We start from the raw sequence: 16237 nt of genomic DNA, 5'->3' as shown, positions 1-16237 counted from the left end.
GTCAGAACCAGCGCGGAAGCACCGGCAACTCGCCACTTTCCGCGACCACGCCGGCGGTTCCGCGGCCGGTCAACCAGCGCACAAGATCGGGCATACCAGCCGAAACAGTCGTACCGCCCTCATCCAGGACGATCGGCGCCCGGCTGGTGGGGACGAGCACCAGGTGCACCGGCTCCTGCCGCCGTCGCCACCCCCGCAGCACATCGGCGAGCAGCTCGTCGAGCAGATCGCCGGGGAACTCCCGGGTGGTCGCGCCGTTGTTCAGGTCGAGGGCGTGCACCCACACTTCGCGGGTACGCATCCACGCCGTCTCCCGAACGGGCACCGATCGGCCCAGCGCGGTGCGGACCTCCGCGTCCCAGGAAGTGTCCGGCAGGTCGCGCCACTCGGTGTCGAGGTGTGCGGCGGCGTGGGCGACCAGGCTCCGCAACGCGCGGGCCGGCAGGGTGGCCCCCATGCGAATCTCCGACAGCCGTTGCTCCGCCGAGCCGTACATCGGGGTCTCGACACCGGTCCGCGCCCAGGTGAGCAACCGGGTCAGCGCCCGGGCGTTGTAGCCGACGTGGGCAAGCACGTGCCGCCGGGACCAGCCCGGCAGCAGGCTGGGTTCGTCGAGCTCGGCGTCGGACAGTTCGCCGAGCTTGCGGGCGAAGTAGGCCGTGCCCCGCCGGGCCCAGAGCAGTTCGCGAGCGGGCGCGTGGGGCGAGTCGTAGCGGGCTCCGGGCCCCTGCCGTTCCCGCAGGGCCGCGCGCGCCGCGTCCTCGGAGGTGACGCTCATGCGCCGGCCGCGGCTCGTTCCGGCCCACCGCTCACCTTTTCCGCCACCGCGACGTTGACCAGCTCACCGATTCCGTCGATGCGCGTGGTCAGCGTCTGCCCTGGTGCGAGGTAACGCGGGGGCTTGCGCGCGTGCCCCACGCCACCGGGGGTTCCGGTCGCGATGACGTCACCCGGCTGCAAGGTGACGATCGTGGAGATGTAACGCACCAGTTCCACGGCGTCGAACACGAGGTCGTCGAGCGGGGTCCGCTGCAGTTCCTCGCCGTCGACGGACGTGACCAGCTGGGCGCCGGGGGCCAGCTCGTCCGGTGTCACGAGCACCGGGCCGAGCGGCGTGCTGTTCTCCCACGTCTTGCCCTGGAACCACTGGGCCGTGCGGTACTGGTAGTCGCGCATGGTGACGTCGTTGAGCACCGAGTACCCGGCGATGGCCGCCACCGCTTCTTCGGCCGAGGCCCGGCGCACGCTCGTGCCGATGACGACGGCGAGCTCACCTTCCCAGTCGACCCGGTCGGATTCCGGCGGCAGCAGGATCTCGTCACGCGGCCCGATCAGCGCTTCGGGGTACTTGGCGAACAACGTGGGAAACTCCGGGAGCTCGCGACCCATCTCAAGAATGTGATTGCGGTAGTTCAGCCCCACGCACACGATCTTGCCGGGCCGCGGCACGACCGGCGCGAGATCCATGGTGGCGTAGTCGTGCCGCGCACCGTCCGTGGCTGCGGCCACGTCCAGGCCACCCGCCCGCAGGAGGGCGCCCACGTCGGTGAATCCTGTCTCGATCGCCGTGGTGCCGGTTATCCGCACGGCGGCGGTCGTCCCGCCGACCCGGATCGTCGCCAGTCTCATCGGCCTTCTCCTTCGACATGGGTGCGGTGGAAGTGCAGGCGCTCCATGATCGGAGCGTCCGAGAAGCGGAAGAGGTCGAACGCGCCTTCGGCGCGCAGGGACCAGGGCACCCAGGAGGGCACGACGAACAGGTCGCCCTTTTCCAGCCGGTGTTCGACGCCGGCCAGGACCACCTCACCGCGGCCTTCGAAGACCTGGAACACGCTGGAGCCGACCTCGCGCCGCGCCCGCGTCTCGACGCCCGCTCGCAACCGGTGGAACTCGGCGCGGATCGTCGGCATCACGTCGCCGCCGGTGGTCGGGTTGACGTAGCGCACCGCGGCGTGGCCCGGCCCGACGGTCGCCGGCTGACCCTCGTCCTCGAGCAGGAGCTGCTCGGTCAGCGCCGCGTCGGTGTGTGCCCAGCGGTAGGCGGCGATCGGTGAGGACACCGTGTCCTGCAGCCCGGAGAGGGGACGCAGACCCGGGTGCCCCCACAACCGCTCGCTGCGGGAAAAGTTCGGCGTCGCGTCGTCGGTGACGCGGTCCGCGCCGAACTCGAAGAAGCCGACGTCGGCGTAGTGCGTGAACGGGATGTCCAGACCGTCGATCCAGGCCATCGGCTGGTCGGTTTCGTTGTGGTGGCCGTGAAAGCGCCAGCCGGGGGTGAGCAGGAAATCGCCGCGGGACATGCGCACCGGATCACCGTCCACGACCGTCCACACGCCCTCACCCTCCACGACGAAGCGGAAAGCGTTCTGGGAATGCCGGTGCTCGGGCGCCACTTCCTTCGGGCCGAGGTACTGGATCGCCGCCCACAGGGTCGGGCTCGCGTAGGCGAGACCGGGGAGGCCGGGGTTGGCCAGCGCGATGGCGCGGCGCTCACCGCCACGCCCGACGGGCACCAGCTCACCGGCGCGCTGCGCCAGGGGGTAGAGCGTCGACCACCGCCACACGTGCGGCAGCGCCTTCGGTTTCGGCTGCATCGGCATGAGGTCGTCGATCTGCGTCCACAGTGGAATGAGGTGCTCGGACTCGAAGTCCCGGTACAGCTCGGCCAGCTCCGGACTTTCCCCACTGGTCATCTCGTTCGCGGCCGGGCCACGGCCGATCACCTGCTCCGTCTCCGGGGACATGCGCGCTCCTCTGGTGTTCGGCGGTCTTCCCGGAGCGTAGGCAGAGTCTTCCGGACAACGCAAAGCCGACGTATGGTTTTTCTGTGGAGCAGAATTCCGGGCACCGAATCGAAGCGGTCGACCGGGCGCTCACGCTGCTGACCCTGCTGTCCGAACGCGGCCACGTCACCGTGACCGAGGCGAGCCGGGAACTGGGTGTGGCGCCCTCAAGTGCGCATCGGCTGTTGTCGACGCTGTCCGACCGCGGGTTCGCGGTGCGCGGGGACAAGCGGCAGTACCGGCCAGGACCGGAGCTGCTCGCGCTGGCCACCCCCGGCTGGGCGCCTCCGCTGGCCGACCGGGTTCGGCCGTACCTCGAGCGCCTGCACGCGGACGTCGGCGAGACCGTGCACCTGATGGTCCGTGCCGCGGCCGACATCCGGTTCGTCGACGGCATCGAGAGCCACCATCCGCTGAGGGTGGGCCTGCGGACCGGCGCACGAATGCCGGCATACCGCACGTCCGGCGGCAAAGCGATGCTGGCCGACCTCGACCCCGTGGAGGTCACCGCGCTGCACGCCTCCGGGCTACCCCCTTGGCCCGGCGAGAAGATTCACGACGTCGCGGCGCTGCATGAAGAGCTCGCTGCGGTGCGCCGCAACCACTTCGGGCTCAACCACGACGAAAGCGAACCCGGCGTCACGGCGATCGGCGCGTCCATCGGTGTCATCGACGGCCAGCCGGCCGCACTGGCGATCGCCGTGCCCACCGCGCGGTTCGCCTCGGCCGACCCGGAGGCCATGGCCGCGCATCTGCTCCGGACCTGCGGCGACGTCCGGGAGGCGCTGGCCGCACGAGCCCGGTGACTCGTCACAGATCGGCCGAGGCCCGTCCGCAGTGTTCCTCGATGGCCTTGGCCAGTTCCGGGATCCGGGACCGGGGACACCGTGGGCTCGGCAACGCGACGGCGAACGCCGCCAGCGCCCGCCCACTGCCGTCGCGCACGCAGGCACCGATCGCGACGATGCCGCGGTCGCTCTCGCCGTAGTTGGTCGCGTACCCCCGGCGGCGGATCCCGGTCAGCTGCTGCAACAGGGCCGCCCGGTTCACGGTGCCGCTGCCCGGCAGGGCGGGCAGATCCCGCGGGTACAACGCGGTGAACTGCTCCTTGGACAGCTCGGCCAGCAACGCCTTGCCGCCCGAGGTGACGTGTGCCGGCAGCAGCATCCCGGTCCGCGCCCCGACCCGCAGTATCTGCGTGCTCTCCACGCAGTCGAGGAATCGGGCGCCGTTGCCCTCCAGCACCATCAGGTGACACGTCTCCCCCAGTCCCTGGCTCAGCTCCGCCAGGTGGATGTGCAGCGCCGCGCGCAGATCCAGCGGTGAGGGGCCGGGCCGCACCATCCGCTCGAACGCAGGCCCCGGCCGGTACACCTTGTGCGAGTCCTGCACCGCGAACCCGCGGTGTCGCAACGTGATCAGCAACCGGTGCGCCGTGGACCGGGCGACACCCAGCTCGTCGGAAGCCTCGCTCACCCTAAGCCGCCCTCGTTGGGCCAGCAGTTCCAGCAGCCGAAGCACGTTGTCGGCCGACTCAACCAGGTACCCCGACTCGTCCCGCATAGCAGAATTCTACAACCCAACGATTCCAGTGGGTGGTCGCGCGAACTTAAGGTCCAGGCACAGCCCTCAAGGAGGAGGTCGCTTTGTCCGCTGACACCATCGACATCCGCACGGAACTGCGGACCGCTCCACTCCGGCCCTTCCACTGGTTGCTGGTTCTGCTCGTCGCCCTGGCGACCCTGTTCGACGGTTACGACACCTTCATCCCGTCGTACATGATCCACTTCGTGGTGAAGCCCTGGCATCTGTCCGGCGGGGCAACCGGTTTCCTGGTGTCGTCCGCGTTGATCGGGTTCGCCGTCGGATCGCTGGTCCACGGCGTCGTCGCCGACCGGATCGGCCGCCGTCCCACCCTGATCGCCGGCCTGCTGATCGCCGGGGTGTTCAGCGTGCTGACCGGCATCTTCGGCACCACGTTCCCGGCCTTCGTCACGCTGCGCGCGGTGACCGGGCTGGGCCTGGGCGTGCTGCTGCCGCTGGGCACGGCGTACGTGAACGAATACCTGCCCGAGCGGGTGCACAACCGGCTCACGGTGCTCGGCGGCACCGGCTTCGCCCTCGGCGGCGTGCTGGCGGCGGTCCTCGGCGTCGCGCTCACCGAAGGCGGCGACTGGGAGTCGCTGTTCTACGTGGGCGGTGCCGCCGCGGTGCTGGGCGTGATCTACCTCGCCGTGTTCCCCGAGTCGGTGGAATTCCTGGTGGCCAGCGGAAAACAGGAGCAGGCGGTGCGCCTGCTGTCCCGGCTGCGGCCGGATCGCGCCCCGTCCTACCGCGAACACGGGCTGTCCGTCGACCGGCAACCCCGGGACTGGCGGCTTGTGCTCGCACCCCGCTTCCGGGCGCGAACCGTGGCGCTGTGGGTGTCGTCGTTCCTGCTGCTCTTCGGCGTCTACGGGCTGTCCACCTGGACACCGCAACTGATGATCGCGCGTGGCGAGACCTTCGCGACCGGCTACACCTTCGGCGCCGTACTGCAAGGGATGTCCATCGTCGGTGCCCTGCTCGGCGGCCTCGTCGCCGACCGCTACCTCGGCGCCCGGCGCAGCCTGATGCTCTGGTGCGGCCTGGGCGCGGTGGCCACGCTCGTCGTCGCCGTCGGCGGTTCGACGGCGGTGAACATCGTCGCGGTCGGGTTCGCGGGGTTGTTCATCATCGGTGGCCAGTTCCTGCTCAACAACATCTGCGCGGCCACCTACCCGGTTCAGGCCCGTGCGACCGGCGCGGGCGCGATGCTCGGCGTCGGCCGGGTCGGCGGCATCCTCGGCCCCTCGATCGGCGGCGCGTTGCTGAGCGCGTTCGGCGGCAGCGCCGTGCTGTTTGTCGCGGTCGCCGTGGCCGCCGTGCTCGCGGTGGTCAGTACGTCCTTTGTGCTCGTTCGCGATCACGCACCTCGCCGGGTTTCCCCGGTGGCACCCAGAGAAGAAATGGAGCACTGATGTCGGAAGTCGTCATCATCGGTGGAGGCATCGGCGGCCTGACCCTGGCCCTCGAACTGCACGCCGCCGGCGTCGACTGCACGGTCCACGAAGCGGTCGACGAGCTCTCAGCCGTCGGTGTCGGGATCAACCTGCTGCCGCACGCCACCCGGGAACTGACCCGGCTCGGCCTGGCGGACGAACTGTCCGCGGTCGCGATCGAAACCGAGAACTCGCTCTACTTCAACAGGTTCGGCCAGCGCATCTACACCGAGAAGACCGGCCGGACCGCGGGATACCCCTGGCCCCAGTTCTCCATCCACCGCGGCGACCTGCACGACATCCTGGTGCGCGCGGTCCGCGACCGGCTCGGTCCCGACCGGCTGCTCACCGGCCGCCGCTGCGTGGCGGTCTCCCAGGACGCCACCGGCGCCACGGCCGAGTTCGAGCAGGGCAGCGTGCGCGCCGCCGTCGTCGTGGGCTGCGACGGCGTGAACTCCGTCGTCCGCCGGCAACTGCACCCGGACCAGAGCGGACCCGTGTACTCCGGCTACAACATGTGGCGCGGGGTCACCCCGTGGCCCGCCATCCTCGGCGGCGCCAGCATGATCCGCGCCGGCTGGCTAGCCACCGGCAAGCTCGTCGTCTACCCCATCCGCAACCACGTCGACGACGAGGGCCGCCAGCTCGTCAACTGGGTGGTGGAAATCGAGACGCCCCAGCACGCCGACCGTGACTGGAACCGCACCGGACGGCTCGAGGACTTCCTGCCCGCCTTCGCCGACTGGCACTTCGACTGGCTGGACGTCCCGGCGCTGCTGTCCTCGTCCACGACGATCCTGGAGTACCCGATGGTCGACCAGGAACCACTGGCCTCGTGGGGCACCGGCCGCATCACCCTCCTCGGCGACGCCGCGCACCCCATGGTGCCGCGTGGTTCCAACGGCGCCGGACAGTCCATTTTGGATGCCCGCGCGCTGGCCACCCAACTCACCGCAACGTCCGACGTGGTCGCCGCCCTGTCGGCCTACGAGGTCGAACGCCTCCCCGCCACCGCCGCCGTCGTCCGCGCCAACCGCACCACCCCACCCGACGCGATCCTGCGCGAGGTCTACGAACGCACCGGCGACCGCCCCTTCGACCGGCTCGAGAATGTCGTCGACCCCCGGGAACTGGAGGCAATCCTGACCAGTTACAAGGAGATCGCCGGGTACTCACTGACAGAGCTGTCAGCCCGGCACTGAAGGGGCCCTGGTCGCGTGTTCCGGCCTGGACCCGGGACACGCGCTGTCTCCCACCTGGCCGACCGCAACAGGATCGACCTCGTTCCGGAGCAGTAGGCGGCGAGGAGGGTAACGTCGGGCGGCTCGTCTCGCCCGGCGTTCGCGGTCGTAGCCAACGGGGCATGACCCGCTCCAGGTCTCGGCCGGACAGAACTCGAGTCGTACCAGCGTGCCGCTGCCTGGGCCTGTCACGATGGCGAGCTTCCCCCGAGCCGCTCAGCGCGCTCGCTCATCGAGATCAGACCCACGTGAGAGGAGCGTTGCCTGTTCGGGGTGTGCTGCGTCAGCCGGTCGGGCACGCGTGCGGGCTCAGGCGTCGTGGCCATCGGTCTGTCGTCGCCAGACGAGCACGGTGACGGTGCCGGCGAGGATCGCCGCGGTGAGGGCGAAGGGGATCGGGATGAGTGGGTCGACGAGGACGAGGACTCCGGCCAGAGGCAGGGCGGTGTTGACGACGCGGTCGGCGTGGGGCCTGATCGCGAGGGCCCAGATGCCGAGGACGAAGACGGCGAGCGGGATTGTGTAGGCGAACGACGCGTAGGGCTGGTGCAGCGCGGTGTGCCCGGTGAGGACGTCGATCTCGACCTCGATGCCGGCGGAGAACGCGCCTGCGGCGGCGAAGATGAAGAAGTGCCCGTAGACGTAGGCCAGGGAGCTCGCGACGTCTTTGATGGCGTGGTGGTGCGGGGGCCAGAAGTAGATCCACCACAGGGCCGCCGTGGCGATGAGCGTGAGCGCGGCGATACCGATGAGCCAGCCGGGCGACTCGGCGTCCTGCAGGGCCTCGATGATCGCGTTGGCGGAGGCGAGCAGGCTCTCGCCGAGGAGGATGAGGGTGAACAGGCCGTAGCGCTCGGTGATGTGGTGCGGGTGCCAGGGCGTGGTCCCGGTGCGCTCGGCGAGGATCGGCACGACGATTTCCGCGGCGACGAGCACGATCAGCGCGGCGGTGAACATCCCGGTGGGAAGTAGCAGGGAGGCGAGCCACAGGGCCTGGACCAGTGAGATGCCGACCGCGTACCTGAGCGTGGCCCGGCGGGTGGGGCCCGACGACCGGGACGCGCGGAGCCACTGGGCGACGAGTGCCGCGCGCATGACGACGTAGGCGATGATGAGCACCGAGTAGTCGTGTTCCTCGAAGGCTGGCCCGATGCCGGAGGCGAAGACGAGCACGCCACCCATCTGCACGATGGTGGTCACCCGGTACAGCCAGTCGTCGGTGTCGAAGGACGTGGCGAACCAGGTGAAGTTCATCCAGGCCCACCAGATCCCGAAGAACACGAAGCAGTAGTTGAAGATCCCGTCGAGTACGTGCCCCTCGGTGAGCCCGTGGTGCAGTTGCGCGGCGGCGATGCTCACGGCTACGACGAAGACGAGGTCGAAGAACAGCTCCAGCGTGGACGCGGCCCGTCCGGCCTCGTTCGGGTCGCGCGGCCTCATCGGAACGAGCCGGAATCGGGAATCGAGTGTCATGACGTGGCTCTCTCCGCGTGCGAGCGTCCCACACGCCTGGCGGAGCGTCCGCGACGTGTGGTCGGCAGTGCGATCAGTTCTCGGAGAGAGTGGGACACGACGATCGACGGGTAGGTCGTCAACTCGTCGAAGCGCTCTTCCCCATGATTCTCCCTCGGCACGGCTCGGTGCGTGGCGCGTCTGTCGACATCGGACGGAACCGGCTGCTTCGAACAATTCCATACTGGATCGAGGGCGGCCACTTCGGCCGTTCCGTTGAGGCTTCCCTCCTATCGCCGCGGGCGGCGGCCAAGCGCGGGATGCCGACGTCTGCAGAACGATTCCGGAATTAACGCTGATGGACAGAACTACCATTAATTCATCAGGTTCGTCTTCGCGTGGAACGAAGTGGGATAGAACCCGACCCGACGTCGAGGGACCTGTCGATGACGGTTCGCTTCATGTCATGGCTGTTCGATCCGCGGCATCTGGTGACCCTCGCGGCCGTCGTGCGGCTCGGCTCGTTCGCCGCCGCCGCCGAGCTGGGATACACCCAGTCCGCGGTCTCGCAGCAGGTCGCAGAATTGGAACGTCCTCTTGCGCCGGACGGATTCGGTCACCAGGAACACCGAGACGAACGACACGGCAGCCATCAGGGCCAGGTACAGAGCGATCGCGTTGGCCGTGTGGAACTCGGCGAACAGCGAGGTGGCGATGATCGGCGCGAGCGCACCGCCGGCGACGGCGCCGATCTGGTAGCCCACGGAAACGCCCGAATACCGCACGCCGGCGCCGAACATCTCGGAGAACAACGCCGGGCACGGGCCGTAGGTGAGGCTGAAGACGACCTGCGCCACCACGAGTGCCAGCGTGATCAGCACAGGCGAACCCGTGTCCACGAGCCAGAACATCGGGAAGCCCCACACCGCGAGCAGCACCGCGCCGGTGAGGAACACGCGCCGCCGGCCGATGCGGTCGGACAGCGCGGCAGCCGCGGGGATCGTGAGTCCCGACGCGACGGCCGACACGAGCACCGCCACGAGAATCGTGCCGCGCGGCAGTGAAAGCGCTTGGGTGGCATAGGACAGGATGTACACGGTCAGCAGGTAGTAGGCGCCGCCGTTGATCACGGTCGCGCCGGCGGCCAGCAGGATCTGCTTCGGGTGCGAGCGCAGGAGTTCCAGCAGCGGCGCGCGCCGCCGGGTTGGCTCTTCCGGTGCGGCGTGGGTTTCTTCGGCCCGCGACTGCGCGTAGAGCCCCACGCCGATCAGCACGATGCTGAGCAGGAATGGGATCCGCCAGCCCCAGGCAAGGAAGGCGGCCGGCGACACGGTGGCCGAGAGCACGAGGAACATCACGTTCGAGAAGATCAGCGCGATCGGTACGCCGAGCTGCGCGAAGCTGCCGTAGAAGCCGCGTTTGCCCTCCGGCGCGCACTCCGTGACAAGCAGTACCGCACCGCCCCATTGACCGCCCAGTGCGAGGCCTTGGATCAGCCGCAGCACCACGAGCAGGATCGGGGCGGCCACACCGAGCGTGGCATACGGCGGCAGCAAGCCGATCGCGGTGGTCGCCGCGCCCATGATCATCATGGCGGTCACCAGCGCCGGCTTGCGGCCGAACTTGTCACCGAAGTGCCCGAACACGGCGGCCCCCACCGGCCGGATCAGGAAACCGACGGCGAACGTGCTGAACGCGAGCAGAGTGCCCGCGACCGAATCGACCGAGGGGAAGAAAAGCTTGTTCAGCACCAGCGCCGAAGCCGATGCGTAGATGAAGAAGTCGTACCACTCGATGGCCGAACCGGCGACGCTGACGAGGATGTTCTTTCTCATCTGCCGCGCCGTGCGGGCCGGTGGGGACAGCCGGCTCATGGGGTGAACTCCGTTGTTCGGTGGGGACTTGCGGAACTACGCGATCAGCGGGCGACCGAGGCGGCCGCGCGGCGGTGTTCGACCGTGGTCCACGCGCGTGCCACGTCAGGGTGTGGCTCCTGCTGCGTCGGAGGGTCACGGTGCAGTACTTCGTCCGAAACGGACAGACCGCGGCGCCCCAGCGGCGCCACCACGTCGGTCACGGCGCGGAGACCCCGTCAGAACCCGCTCTCACTCCCCGCGGGATGTTTTCACCCAGCTCGAAATAGTTCGAATGGTGAAAGATCAACGGAGAAACATCGCCCGCATCCTTCGCCCCCAGGTCGACAACCTCGCCGACGAAGATCGAGTGGTCTCCTCCGTTGTAGACACCCCATTTACGGCACAGGAACCAGGCCAAAGAATCGCCGACCACCGGGCACCCGTCACGCATTTCCATCTTCACCTCGGCCGAGACGGCCCACGGGCTGCGAGCGTAGAAGTCGGCGATCGCGCCTTGTCGATTCCCGAGCACGCTGAGCCCGTAGTATCCGTCGGTCGCCTGCAGCAGCTCGTGCATGCGGCCGGGCTTGTTGACGCTGACCGCGCAGAGCCGGGGCTTCAGCGAAACCGGTGAGAACGAGCTGGCCGTCATCCCGTGCACGCCGTCGCCGTCGGGGATCGTGATCACACTGACACCCGTCGGGAAATGCCGCAACGCGTGCCGGAAAGCCAAGGCATCACGCCCGTCGGGAACGAAGGTGCTGCTGGGGACCGTCACTGCCGATCACTCCTCGTCGTGAGGCCGTCAGTCCGGCCGCCGGTAGGTCTGGCGAGCAGCATCCATCAGCGATCGCAGACCGCGCCAATGCGCGTTCTGCCGTCGGACATACCAGGAATGGCATACCGCTACGACGCGACAAGCTCCCGGAGAATGCCGATCATCGCGCTCGCCGCGGGCGTGGCTTCTCGGCCGGCGGCCAACGTGATGCCGACGCTGTGACTGGCCAGCTCGAACTCCGGCCCCAAACTCACCACACCCGCCAATCCTTCATGGATGGAGACGGACAGCGCCGCGATCGAGTCCGTGGCGAGGAGCAAATGCCTCACCGCGAGGTACGCCGTGGTCTCGACCCGGTTGACCGGCAGCGGAATGCCACGAGCGCTGAAAAACTGGTCCAGCTCGCCGCGCAAACGAGCGTCGGCATCGGGAAAGATCCACGGATAACCGGAAAGCTCCGACGCATCGATCCCTTCGCGGCCGGCCAGCGGATGCTCCGCGCGGACCACGAGCGACACGGCCTCCTCGTGCAGTGGGAGCCGGATGAAGTGTTCGTCCGTCGGCTGCGTCAGCCGGCCCACCACAAGGTCAAGGCGTCCCGACCCCAGTTCCGACAGCATCCTGCGGGGCAACGCCTCAGTCAGCTCGACGGTCAAGAGCGGGTGCCGGGCCTTCAAGACCTCCACCGCCCGCGGGACAAGAGCATTCGACCCCGTGAGGTGGATACCGATCGCGACCGTCCCGCGGTCGGCGTCCCGTAGCTGCGCCACGTGCTTCCCAGCCTGGCGAATCTGGGACACGACAGCCCGAGCATGCGCCGCGAACGCCTCACTGAACGGCGTCGGCAACAGCCCCCTCGGGTTCCGGTCGTACAACGCCACCCCGAGGATTTCCTCGAGTTCGCGCAGCGTGCGGGTCGCGGCGGGCTGGGTGATGTTCAAATCATCAGCGGCCGCCACCAAGGTGCCACGACGCGCGATCGCATCGACCAGCAGCAGATGCCGGATCTTCAACCGGCCGTCGAGAAGATTGGGCGTCATCACGGTGCTCGACATACCGATACACACGGAGCTCCAGCCCACATTGGCATCGTGGAAACATACCGCAATCCGGCTCCGACGGAGCGCGTACGAGGTAGGAGCGCACGTTACGCGCGAGCCGCCTTCCCAGGCGGTCGCCACGACCGTCGGTAAGAACCGCCGGCCACGCGCCACGAACGTCCTGTAGCCCGATCCGGGAATCACCCGGTGTCCGGATTTCGCGTGAAGGAGCAAACGGTCATGAACGAGAGTTTCGAGGGCCAGAAGGTCGTCGTGGTCGGCGGCAGCAGCGGTATGGGGCTGGCCACGGCCCACCAGGTGGTCGCCGCGGGTGGCACCGCCGTGATCACGGGCCGGAATCCCGAGCGAGTCCAGGCGGCAGTCGACGCTTTGTCGCAGAAGGGAAAGGCCTGGGGTATCACGACGGAACTGACCGACCGTGACCAGGTACCCGAGGTCCGTAAGCAGCTCGCTGCCGAACACGCCGATGCCAACCTGCTTGTCAACGCGGCGGGATTCTTCATCCCGAGAGCGTTCAGCGAGTACGACGAAGCCTTCTACGACTCGTACAACGAACTGAACCGAGCGCTGTTCTTCATCACGCAGACGGTCGTCGCCGGCATGGTCGCGGGAGGCAAGGGCGGCGCCATCGTGAACGTCGGCTCGATGTGGGCGCACCAGGGCATCGCGGCGACACCGCACACGGGTTATTCCGTGCAGAAGGGCGGTATCCACTCGTTCACCAAGGCACTCGCGATCGAGCTCGCCCCGCACGGGATCCGGGTCAACGCGGTCGCTCCCGCGGTCGTCAAAACGCCCCTGTACCTGGGATTCGTACCGGCGGATAAGTTCGACGAAACGGTCGACAGTTTCGACGGCTTCCACCCGTTGGGACGGGTCGGCAGTCCGGAGGACATCGCGAACGCTGTGTCGTTCCTGCTGTCGGACAAGTCGAGCTGGATGACCGGCGCCATCGTCGACGTCGATGGCGGCGTGATGGCCGGCCGCAACTGACCCGGGATCGGTAAAGCCTGGACAACGACGCCCGTCGGCGTTGAGCGCAAGCCCAGCCCCGACGGGCGTCCGGAACCGGTCACGGACCCACGGTTCCGGAATTCGTTGCGCCTCAGTGACCACAGCGGGTGGGCACCGGTGCCGGCACCCGCCCGCCGGTCCGTCAGGAGGCGACGATCCCCTCACCGCCGACGGCGTCCGGCACTGCGATCGTGCCGACTGCCGTGAGGCTGCCGTCGCGCCCGATGCGGAAAGCGTCGACTTCGCCGGCCTTTCCGGCCTGGGCGTAGAGGAACTTGCCGTCACCGGACGCGGTGAGGTCGATCGTGCCGGCCGAAGCAGGCGTCTGGCCGATCAGGTCGAGCCGGCCGTGGCCGACGGAGTAGGTCGTGATGGTCCCGCTGCCGGCGTTGGCGACGTAGGCGTAGTCGCCCGCGACCGTGATCCAGCAGGTCGCCGCCTGGCCGGTGGCCACGGTCTCCGCGACGGTCGCGCGTCCGGCCTTGTCGATGTGGACCGAGGCGACCGCGTTCGGGCCCGCTTTCGTGAGCAGGACCCGGCCGCCGCGGTCGAAGGCGAAGCCGAAAGGAACCGAGCCGGCGCCGGTCGACGTGACCGTCGGCTTGGCGGACAGTCCGAGCAGAGTGTTGACCGAGTAGACCATCAGGCTGTCGCCGACGGCCTTGGTCGCCACGACGAGGTGCGATCCGTCGGGCGTGAACTCGACCTGGGCGGGGGTGTGCGTGAACTGCGGTGCAGCGTTGGGGTCGAGCCCCAGCGCCCGGTGCTGGCCGGGCAGCGGGATCAGGTGGCCGCCGAGGTTCCAGTAGCCCTGGAGCGACCCGCCGTCCAGAGCGTTGAGGACGTAGACCCGGTCACCGTGGACTGCGACACTCACGGGGAATCGGCCGCCGGAGGCGAGAGTCTGGATGCGAACCAGCTGACCGCCACGGACGGCGAACACGGTCACGGTGTTGCTGCCGGCATTCGTCGCGATCAGCACTTGATGGCGCTCGTCGTAGGCGAGCGAGCCCTGTGAAGCCTGGTGGTCGACGACCGACCCGTCCAACACGCCGCCGAGGCCACCGGTCTGGTAGACAGCCGTTTGCTTCAGCGTCCCGTCGGAGGACCGGCGGTAGGCGACGACAGCGTTGCCCTTCGGGCTGTCGGTCTGCACGAACACCGCACCACTGTGGTCCTGTGCGGACGCCGAGGCCTCCGGAGCCGCGATCGTGATGGTCGCCAGAACAGCGGCAGCCCCGAGCGCGGCGCGGGTGATGATGTGTCTTGCCATTCTTTCGTCGGTTCCTTTTCTGTGGTCTCGCCGTTCGTTGTGAGACGGCGAGTCAGTGGCGCGTTTCAGTCGCGGACGGTCGCCGCGAACGTGCGCGAGTTGCATCCGGGGAACCGACGCCGACCCGAACCAGGCCGGCACGCCTGGACCGAACGGCACGCCACGCGACCCGCCCAGCGACAAGACGCGACCATCGTTTCCTCGTACGTGTGACTAGGTGTCGCTCCATCGCGCCGTCTTACCGACGGCGCCGCGATCATTCCTCGACGCAGGATTCCGGGGTACGAACGGGCAAATACGTGCGATCTCGCTCGACGACGGGCCGGCCTCGACGGTCTACCGGCACCTGCGCAAGACCCACGACGCCACCGTCGGCCGCGTGATCCACCGGGCGACGACGGACGACCCGACCGGCGCCGGCGCGCTGTGGTGCGCTCCGGCGCCGGTACCCGATGCAACGGGAGAGAACGGGCTCAGTTTCCGGTACGCTCCGGCGCGACTCGAAGGACGACCGGACCCCCCTTGGCGCCGGAAACAGCACGCTCAAGGGCCGTCGCCGCCTCGGCCAGTGGCAGTGTGGCGCCCACCGACAAGGTCAGCCGGCCATCACCCAGGAGCAGACAAAGCTCCTCGAGCTGGGCCGAATCCGGGCGTACGTAGACGTCGGCAACGCTGATGCCACGCTCGGCCGCCGGCGGGTCGCCGGTGATGGTCGCCATCCGACCGCCCGCTCGCAAAGCCAGGACGGTGTCGGCGCTGCCTCCGGAAACAGCGTTGACGGCGGCATCGACGCCGACGCCGCCGGTCAATTCACGGACACGATCCGGCCAGCTGCTGTCGTGGTAGTCGACGACCTCGGTCGCCCCGGCCCGTAACACTCGAGCGGTGCTGGACGGTCCGGAAGTGGCGATCACCCGGACCCCACGCAGTGCGGCGAGCTGCACAGCCAACCCGCCGGTTGTCCCACCGGCGCCGTGGACGAGCAGCGTCTCGTTCTCGGCGACTTTGAGTGATTCGGAGAGCACCTGCTCCGCGGTCAGCGCAGGCACCGGGAACGCCGCCGCCGTGTCCCACGGCACGCCGAGAGGCTTCAGCACGAGCAGATCGGCGTCTACGACCAAGCGCTCGGCCCAGCAACCCTGGTGACGCAGCGGAACCGGATGGCCGAGAATTTCGTCGCCCGGCCGAAGGTTCGTGACCCTCGAACCGACCGCGACAACCGTGCCGGCGACTTCCACGCCGAGGGCCATCGGCGGTGTCAACCCGACGTTCCAGGCCCCGTCTCGGACAATGCCGTCCCAGTTGCCGACGCCGGCCGCCGCAACCTCGACCAACACTTCCTCGGGACCGGGGCCATCAGGCTCGGGGAGGTCGAGCAACTCGACTCGGCCACCGATCTCACGCACTCCAGCGGCACGCATCAATTCTCCCTTTCACTTTGATCGATCTGGTATTTTTTGACCGCTCGGCGATGGGGCCGACTTCGTTCGCGCCGCCAAAGGTGCACGCGGGCGGCGCAATCGGTCGGCCGCGATCGACATGCATCGAGACAGCCTCATGTGCGGGATGACCCGGCAACAAACGTGCCCCGATATCGGATGCTTTTCGCCACCGAGGTCGCGGCGGCTCCGGCCAGGTCGGCAGTGTCGGATCGCAGACGCGCCAACAGAGACCTGATCGTCGGCTTCCGGGTGTTCGGGCTCACGGATCTCCACCGCCGGGGTATCCGCGCGCCGTGGTTCCTCCCACGCAACCACAC

13 protein-coding genes and 2 pseudogenes are annotated in these 16237 nt (G+C 68.6%); 5 read left to right on the top strand and 10 right to left on the bottom strand.

All coding sequences use genetic code 11. From position 1 onward, the window contains the following. Position 1: 1 nt before the first annotated feature. From ABZU76_RS33180 to ABZU76_RS33170, 3 genes are read right to left on the bottom strand one after another with little or no spacing between them, the layout of a single operon-like run. A complete protein-coding gene (locus tag ABZU76_RS33180; protein ID WP_354876391.1) occupies positions 2–778 on the bottom strand; it encodes a maleylpyruvate isomerase family mycothiol-dependent enzyme in 777 nt (258 codons plus the stop codon). Continuing rightward, positions 775–1629 carry a fumarylacetoacetate hydrolase family protein gene (locus ABZU76_RS33175; protein ID WP_354876388.1) on the bottom strand — a complete coding sequence of 285 codons (855 nt, stop codon included), beginning with the start codon at positions 1627–1629 and terminating at the stop codon, positions 775–777. Before ABZU76_RS33175 ends, ABZU76_RS33180 begins: the two co-directional genes overlap by 4 nt. Beyond that, positions 1626–2693, bottom strand: a complete 1068-nt coding sequence (locus ABZU76_RS33170) for a cupin domain-containing protein (RefSeq protein ID WP_354876609.1) — start codon at positions 2691–2693, stop codon at positions 1626–1628. The genes ABZU76_RS33175 and ABZU76_RS33170 overlap by 4 nt, the downstream gene beginning before the upstream one ends. Before the next feature lie 134 nt (positions 2694–2827). On the opposite strand from ABZU76_RS33170, the gene ABZU76_RS33165 reads away from it, so the two are divergent. After that, positions 2828–3589 (top strand): IclR family transcriptional regulator, encoded by a 762-nt coding sequence (locus ABZU76_RS33165; RefSeq protein ID WP_354876385.1) that lies wholly within the window; start codon positions 2828–2830, stop codon positions 3587–3589. A gap of 4 nt (positions 3590–3593) precedes the next feature. On the opposite strand, the gene ABZU76_RS33160 is transcribed toward ABZU76_RS33165, so the two are convergent. Next, positions 3594–4346, bottom strand: coding sequence for an IclR family transcriptional regulator (locus ABZU76_RS33160; protein WP_354876382.1), 753 nt, complete (start codon positions 4344–4346; stop codon positions 3594–3596). An 83-nt stretch (positions 4347–4429) separates the two neighbouring features. On the opposite strand from ABZU76_RS33160, the gene ABZU76_RS33155 reads away from it, so the two are divergent. Further along, positions 4430–5782: an MFS transporter gene (locus ABZU76_RS33155; protein ID WP_354876379.1), complete on the top strand. Its 1353-nt coding sequence runs from the start codon at positions 4430–4432 to the stop codon at positions 5780–5782. Beyond that, a complete protein-coding gene (locus ABZU76_RS33150; protein WP_354876376.1) occupies positions 5782–7005 on the top strand; it encodes a flavin-dependent oxidoreductase in 1224 nt (407 codons plus the stop codon). The genes ABZU76_RS33155 and ABZU76_RS33150 overlap by 1 nt, the downstream gene beginning before the upstream one ends. Positions 7006–7353: 348 nt before the next feature. Here the strand turns inward: ABZU76_RS33150 and ABZU76_RS33145 are convergent, their stop codons facing one another. Next, entirely contained in the window at positions 7354–8517 is a 1164-nt protein-coding gene (locus ABZU76_RS33145; protein WP_354876374.1) for a low temperature requirement protein A, read from the bottom strand. 425 nt (positions 8518–8942) lie between these two features. Between ABZU76_RS33145 and ABZU76_RS33140 the strand changes: the two are divergent. Further along, positions 8943–9038 (top strand): annotated as a pseudogene (locus ABZU76_RS33140) (hypothetical protein); the annotation flags it as partial. A gap of 69 nt (positions 9039–9107) precedes the next feature. Here ABZU76_RS33140 and ABZU76_RS33135 read toward each other — a convergent pair. The 3 genes and pseudogenes from ABZU76_RS33135 to ABZU76_RS33125 form a co-directional block, all read right to left on the bottom strand. Beyond that, positions 9108–10331, bottom strand: a pseudogene (locus ABZU76_RS33135) (MFS transporter); the annotation flags it as partial. Positions 10332–10569: 238 nt separating this feature from the next. Then, a complete protein-coding gene (locus tag ABZU76_RS33130; RefSeq protein WP_354876371.1) occupies positions 10570–11130 on the bottom strand; it encodes a flavin reductase family protein in 561 nt (186 codons plus the stop codon). 128 nt (positions 11131–11258) lie between these two features. Next, positions 11259–12185: a LysR substrate-binding domain-containing protein gene (locus ABZU76_RS33125; RefSeq protein WP_354876368.1), complete on the bottom strand. Its 927-nt coding sequence runs from the start codon at positions 12183–12185 to the stop codon at positions 11259–11261. A 225-nt stretch (positions 12186–12410) separates the two neighbouring features. On the opposite strand from ABZU76_RS33125, the gene ABZU76_RS33120 reads away from it, so the two are divergent. Then, a complete protein-coding gene (locus ABZU76_RS33120; protein ID WP_354876365.1) occupies positions 12411–13184 on the top strand; it encodes an SDR family oxidoreductase in 774 nt (257 codons plus the stop codon). 163 nt (positions 13185–13347) lie between these two features. Here the strand turns inward: ABZU76_RS33120 and ABZU76_RS33115 are convergent, their stop codons facing one another. After that, a complete protein-coding gene (locus ABZU76_RS33115) occupies positions 13348–14478 on the bottom strand; it encodes a beta-propeller fold lactonase family protein (RefSeq protein WP_354876362.1) in 1131 nt (376 codons plus the stop codon). Positions 14479–14951: 473 nt separating this feature from the next. Further along, positions 14952–15899 (bottom strand): NADP-dependent oxidoreductase, encoded by a 948-nt coding sequence (locus ABZU76_RS33110; protein WP_354876359.1) that lies wholly within the window; start codon positions 15897–15899, stop codon positions 14952–14954. Between the last annotated feature and the right edge of the window lie 338 nt (positions 15900–16237).

It is taken from the genome of Amycolatopsis sp. NPDC005232 (assembly GCF_040607795.1).
In the GTDB taxonomy this organism is placed as follows: domain Bacteria; phylum Actinomycetota; class Actinomycetes; order Mycobacteriales; family Pseudonocardiaceae; genus Amycolatopsis.
Note: the sequence above shows the minus strand (reverse complement) of the source record. Positions and strands in the feature narration are given on the sequence as shown.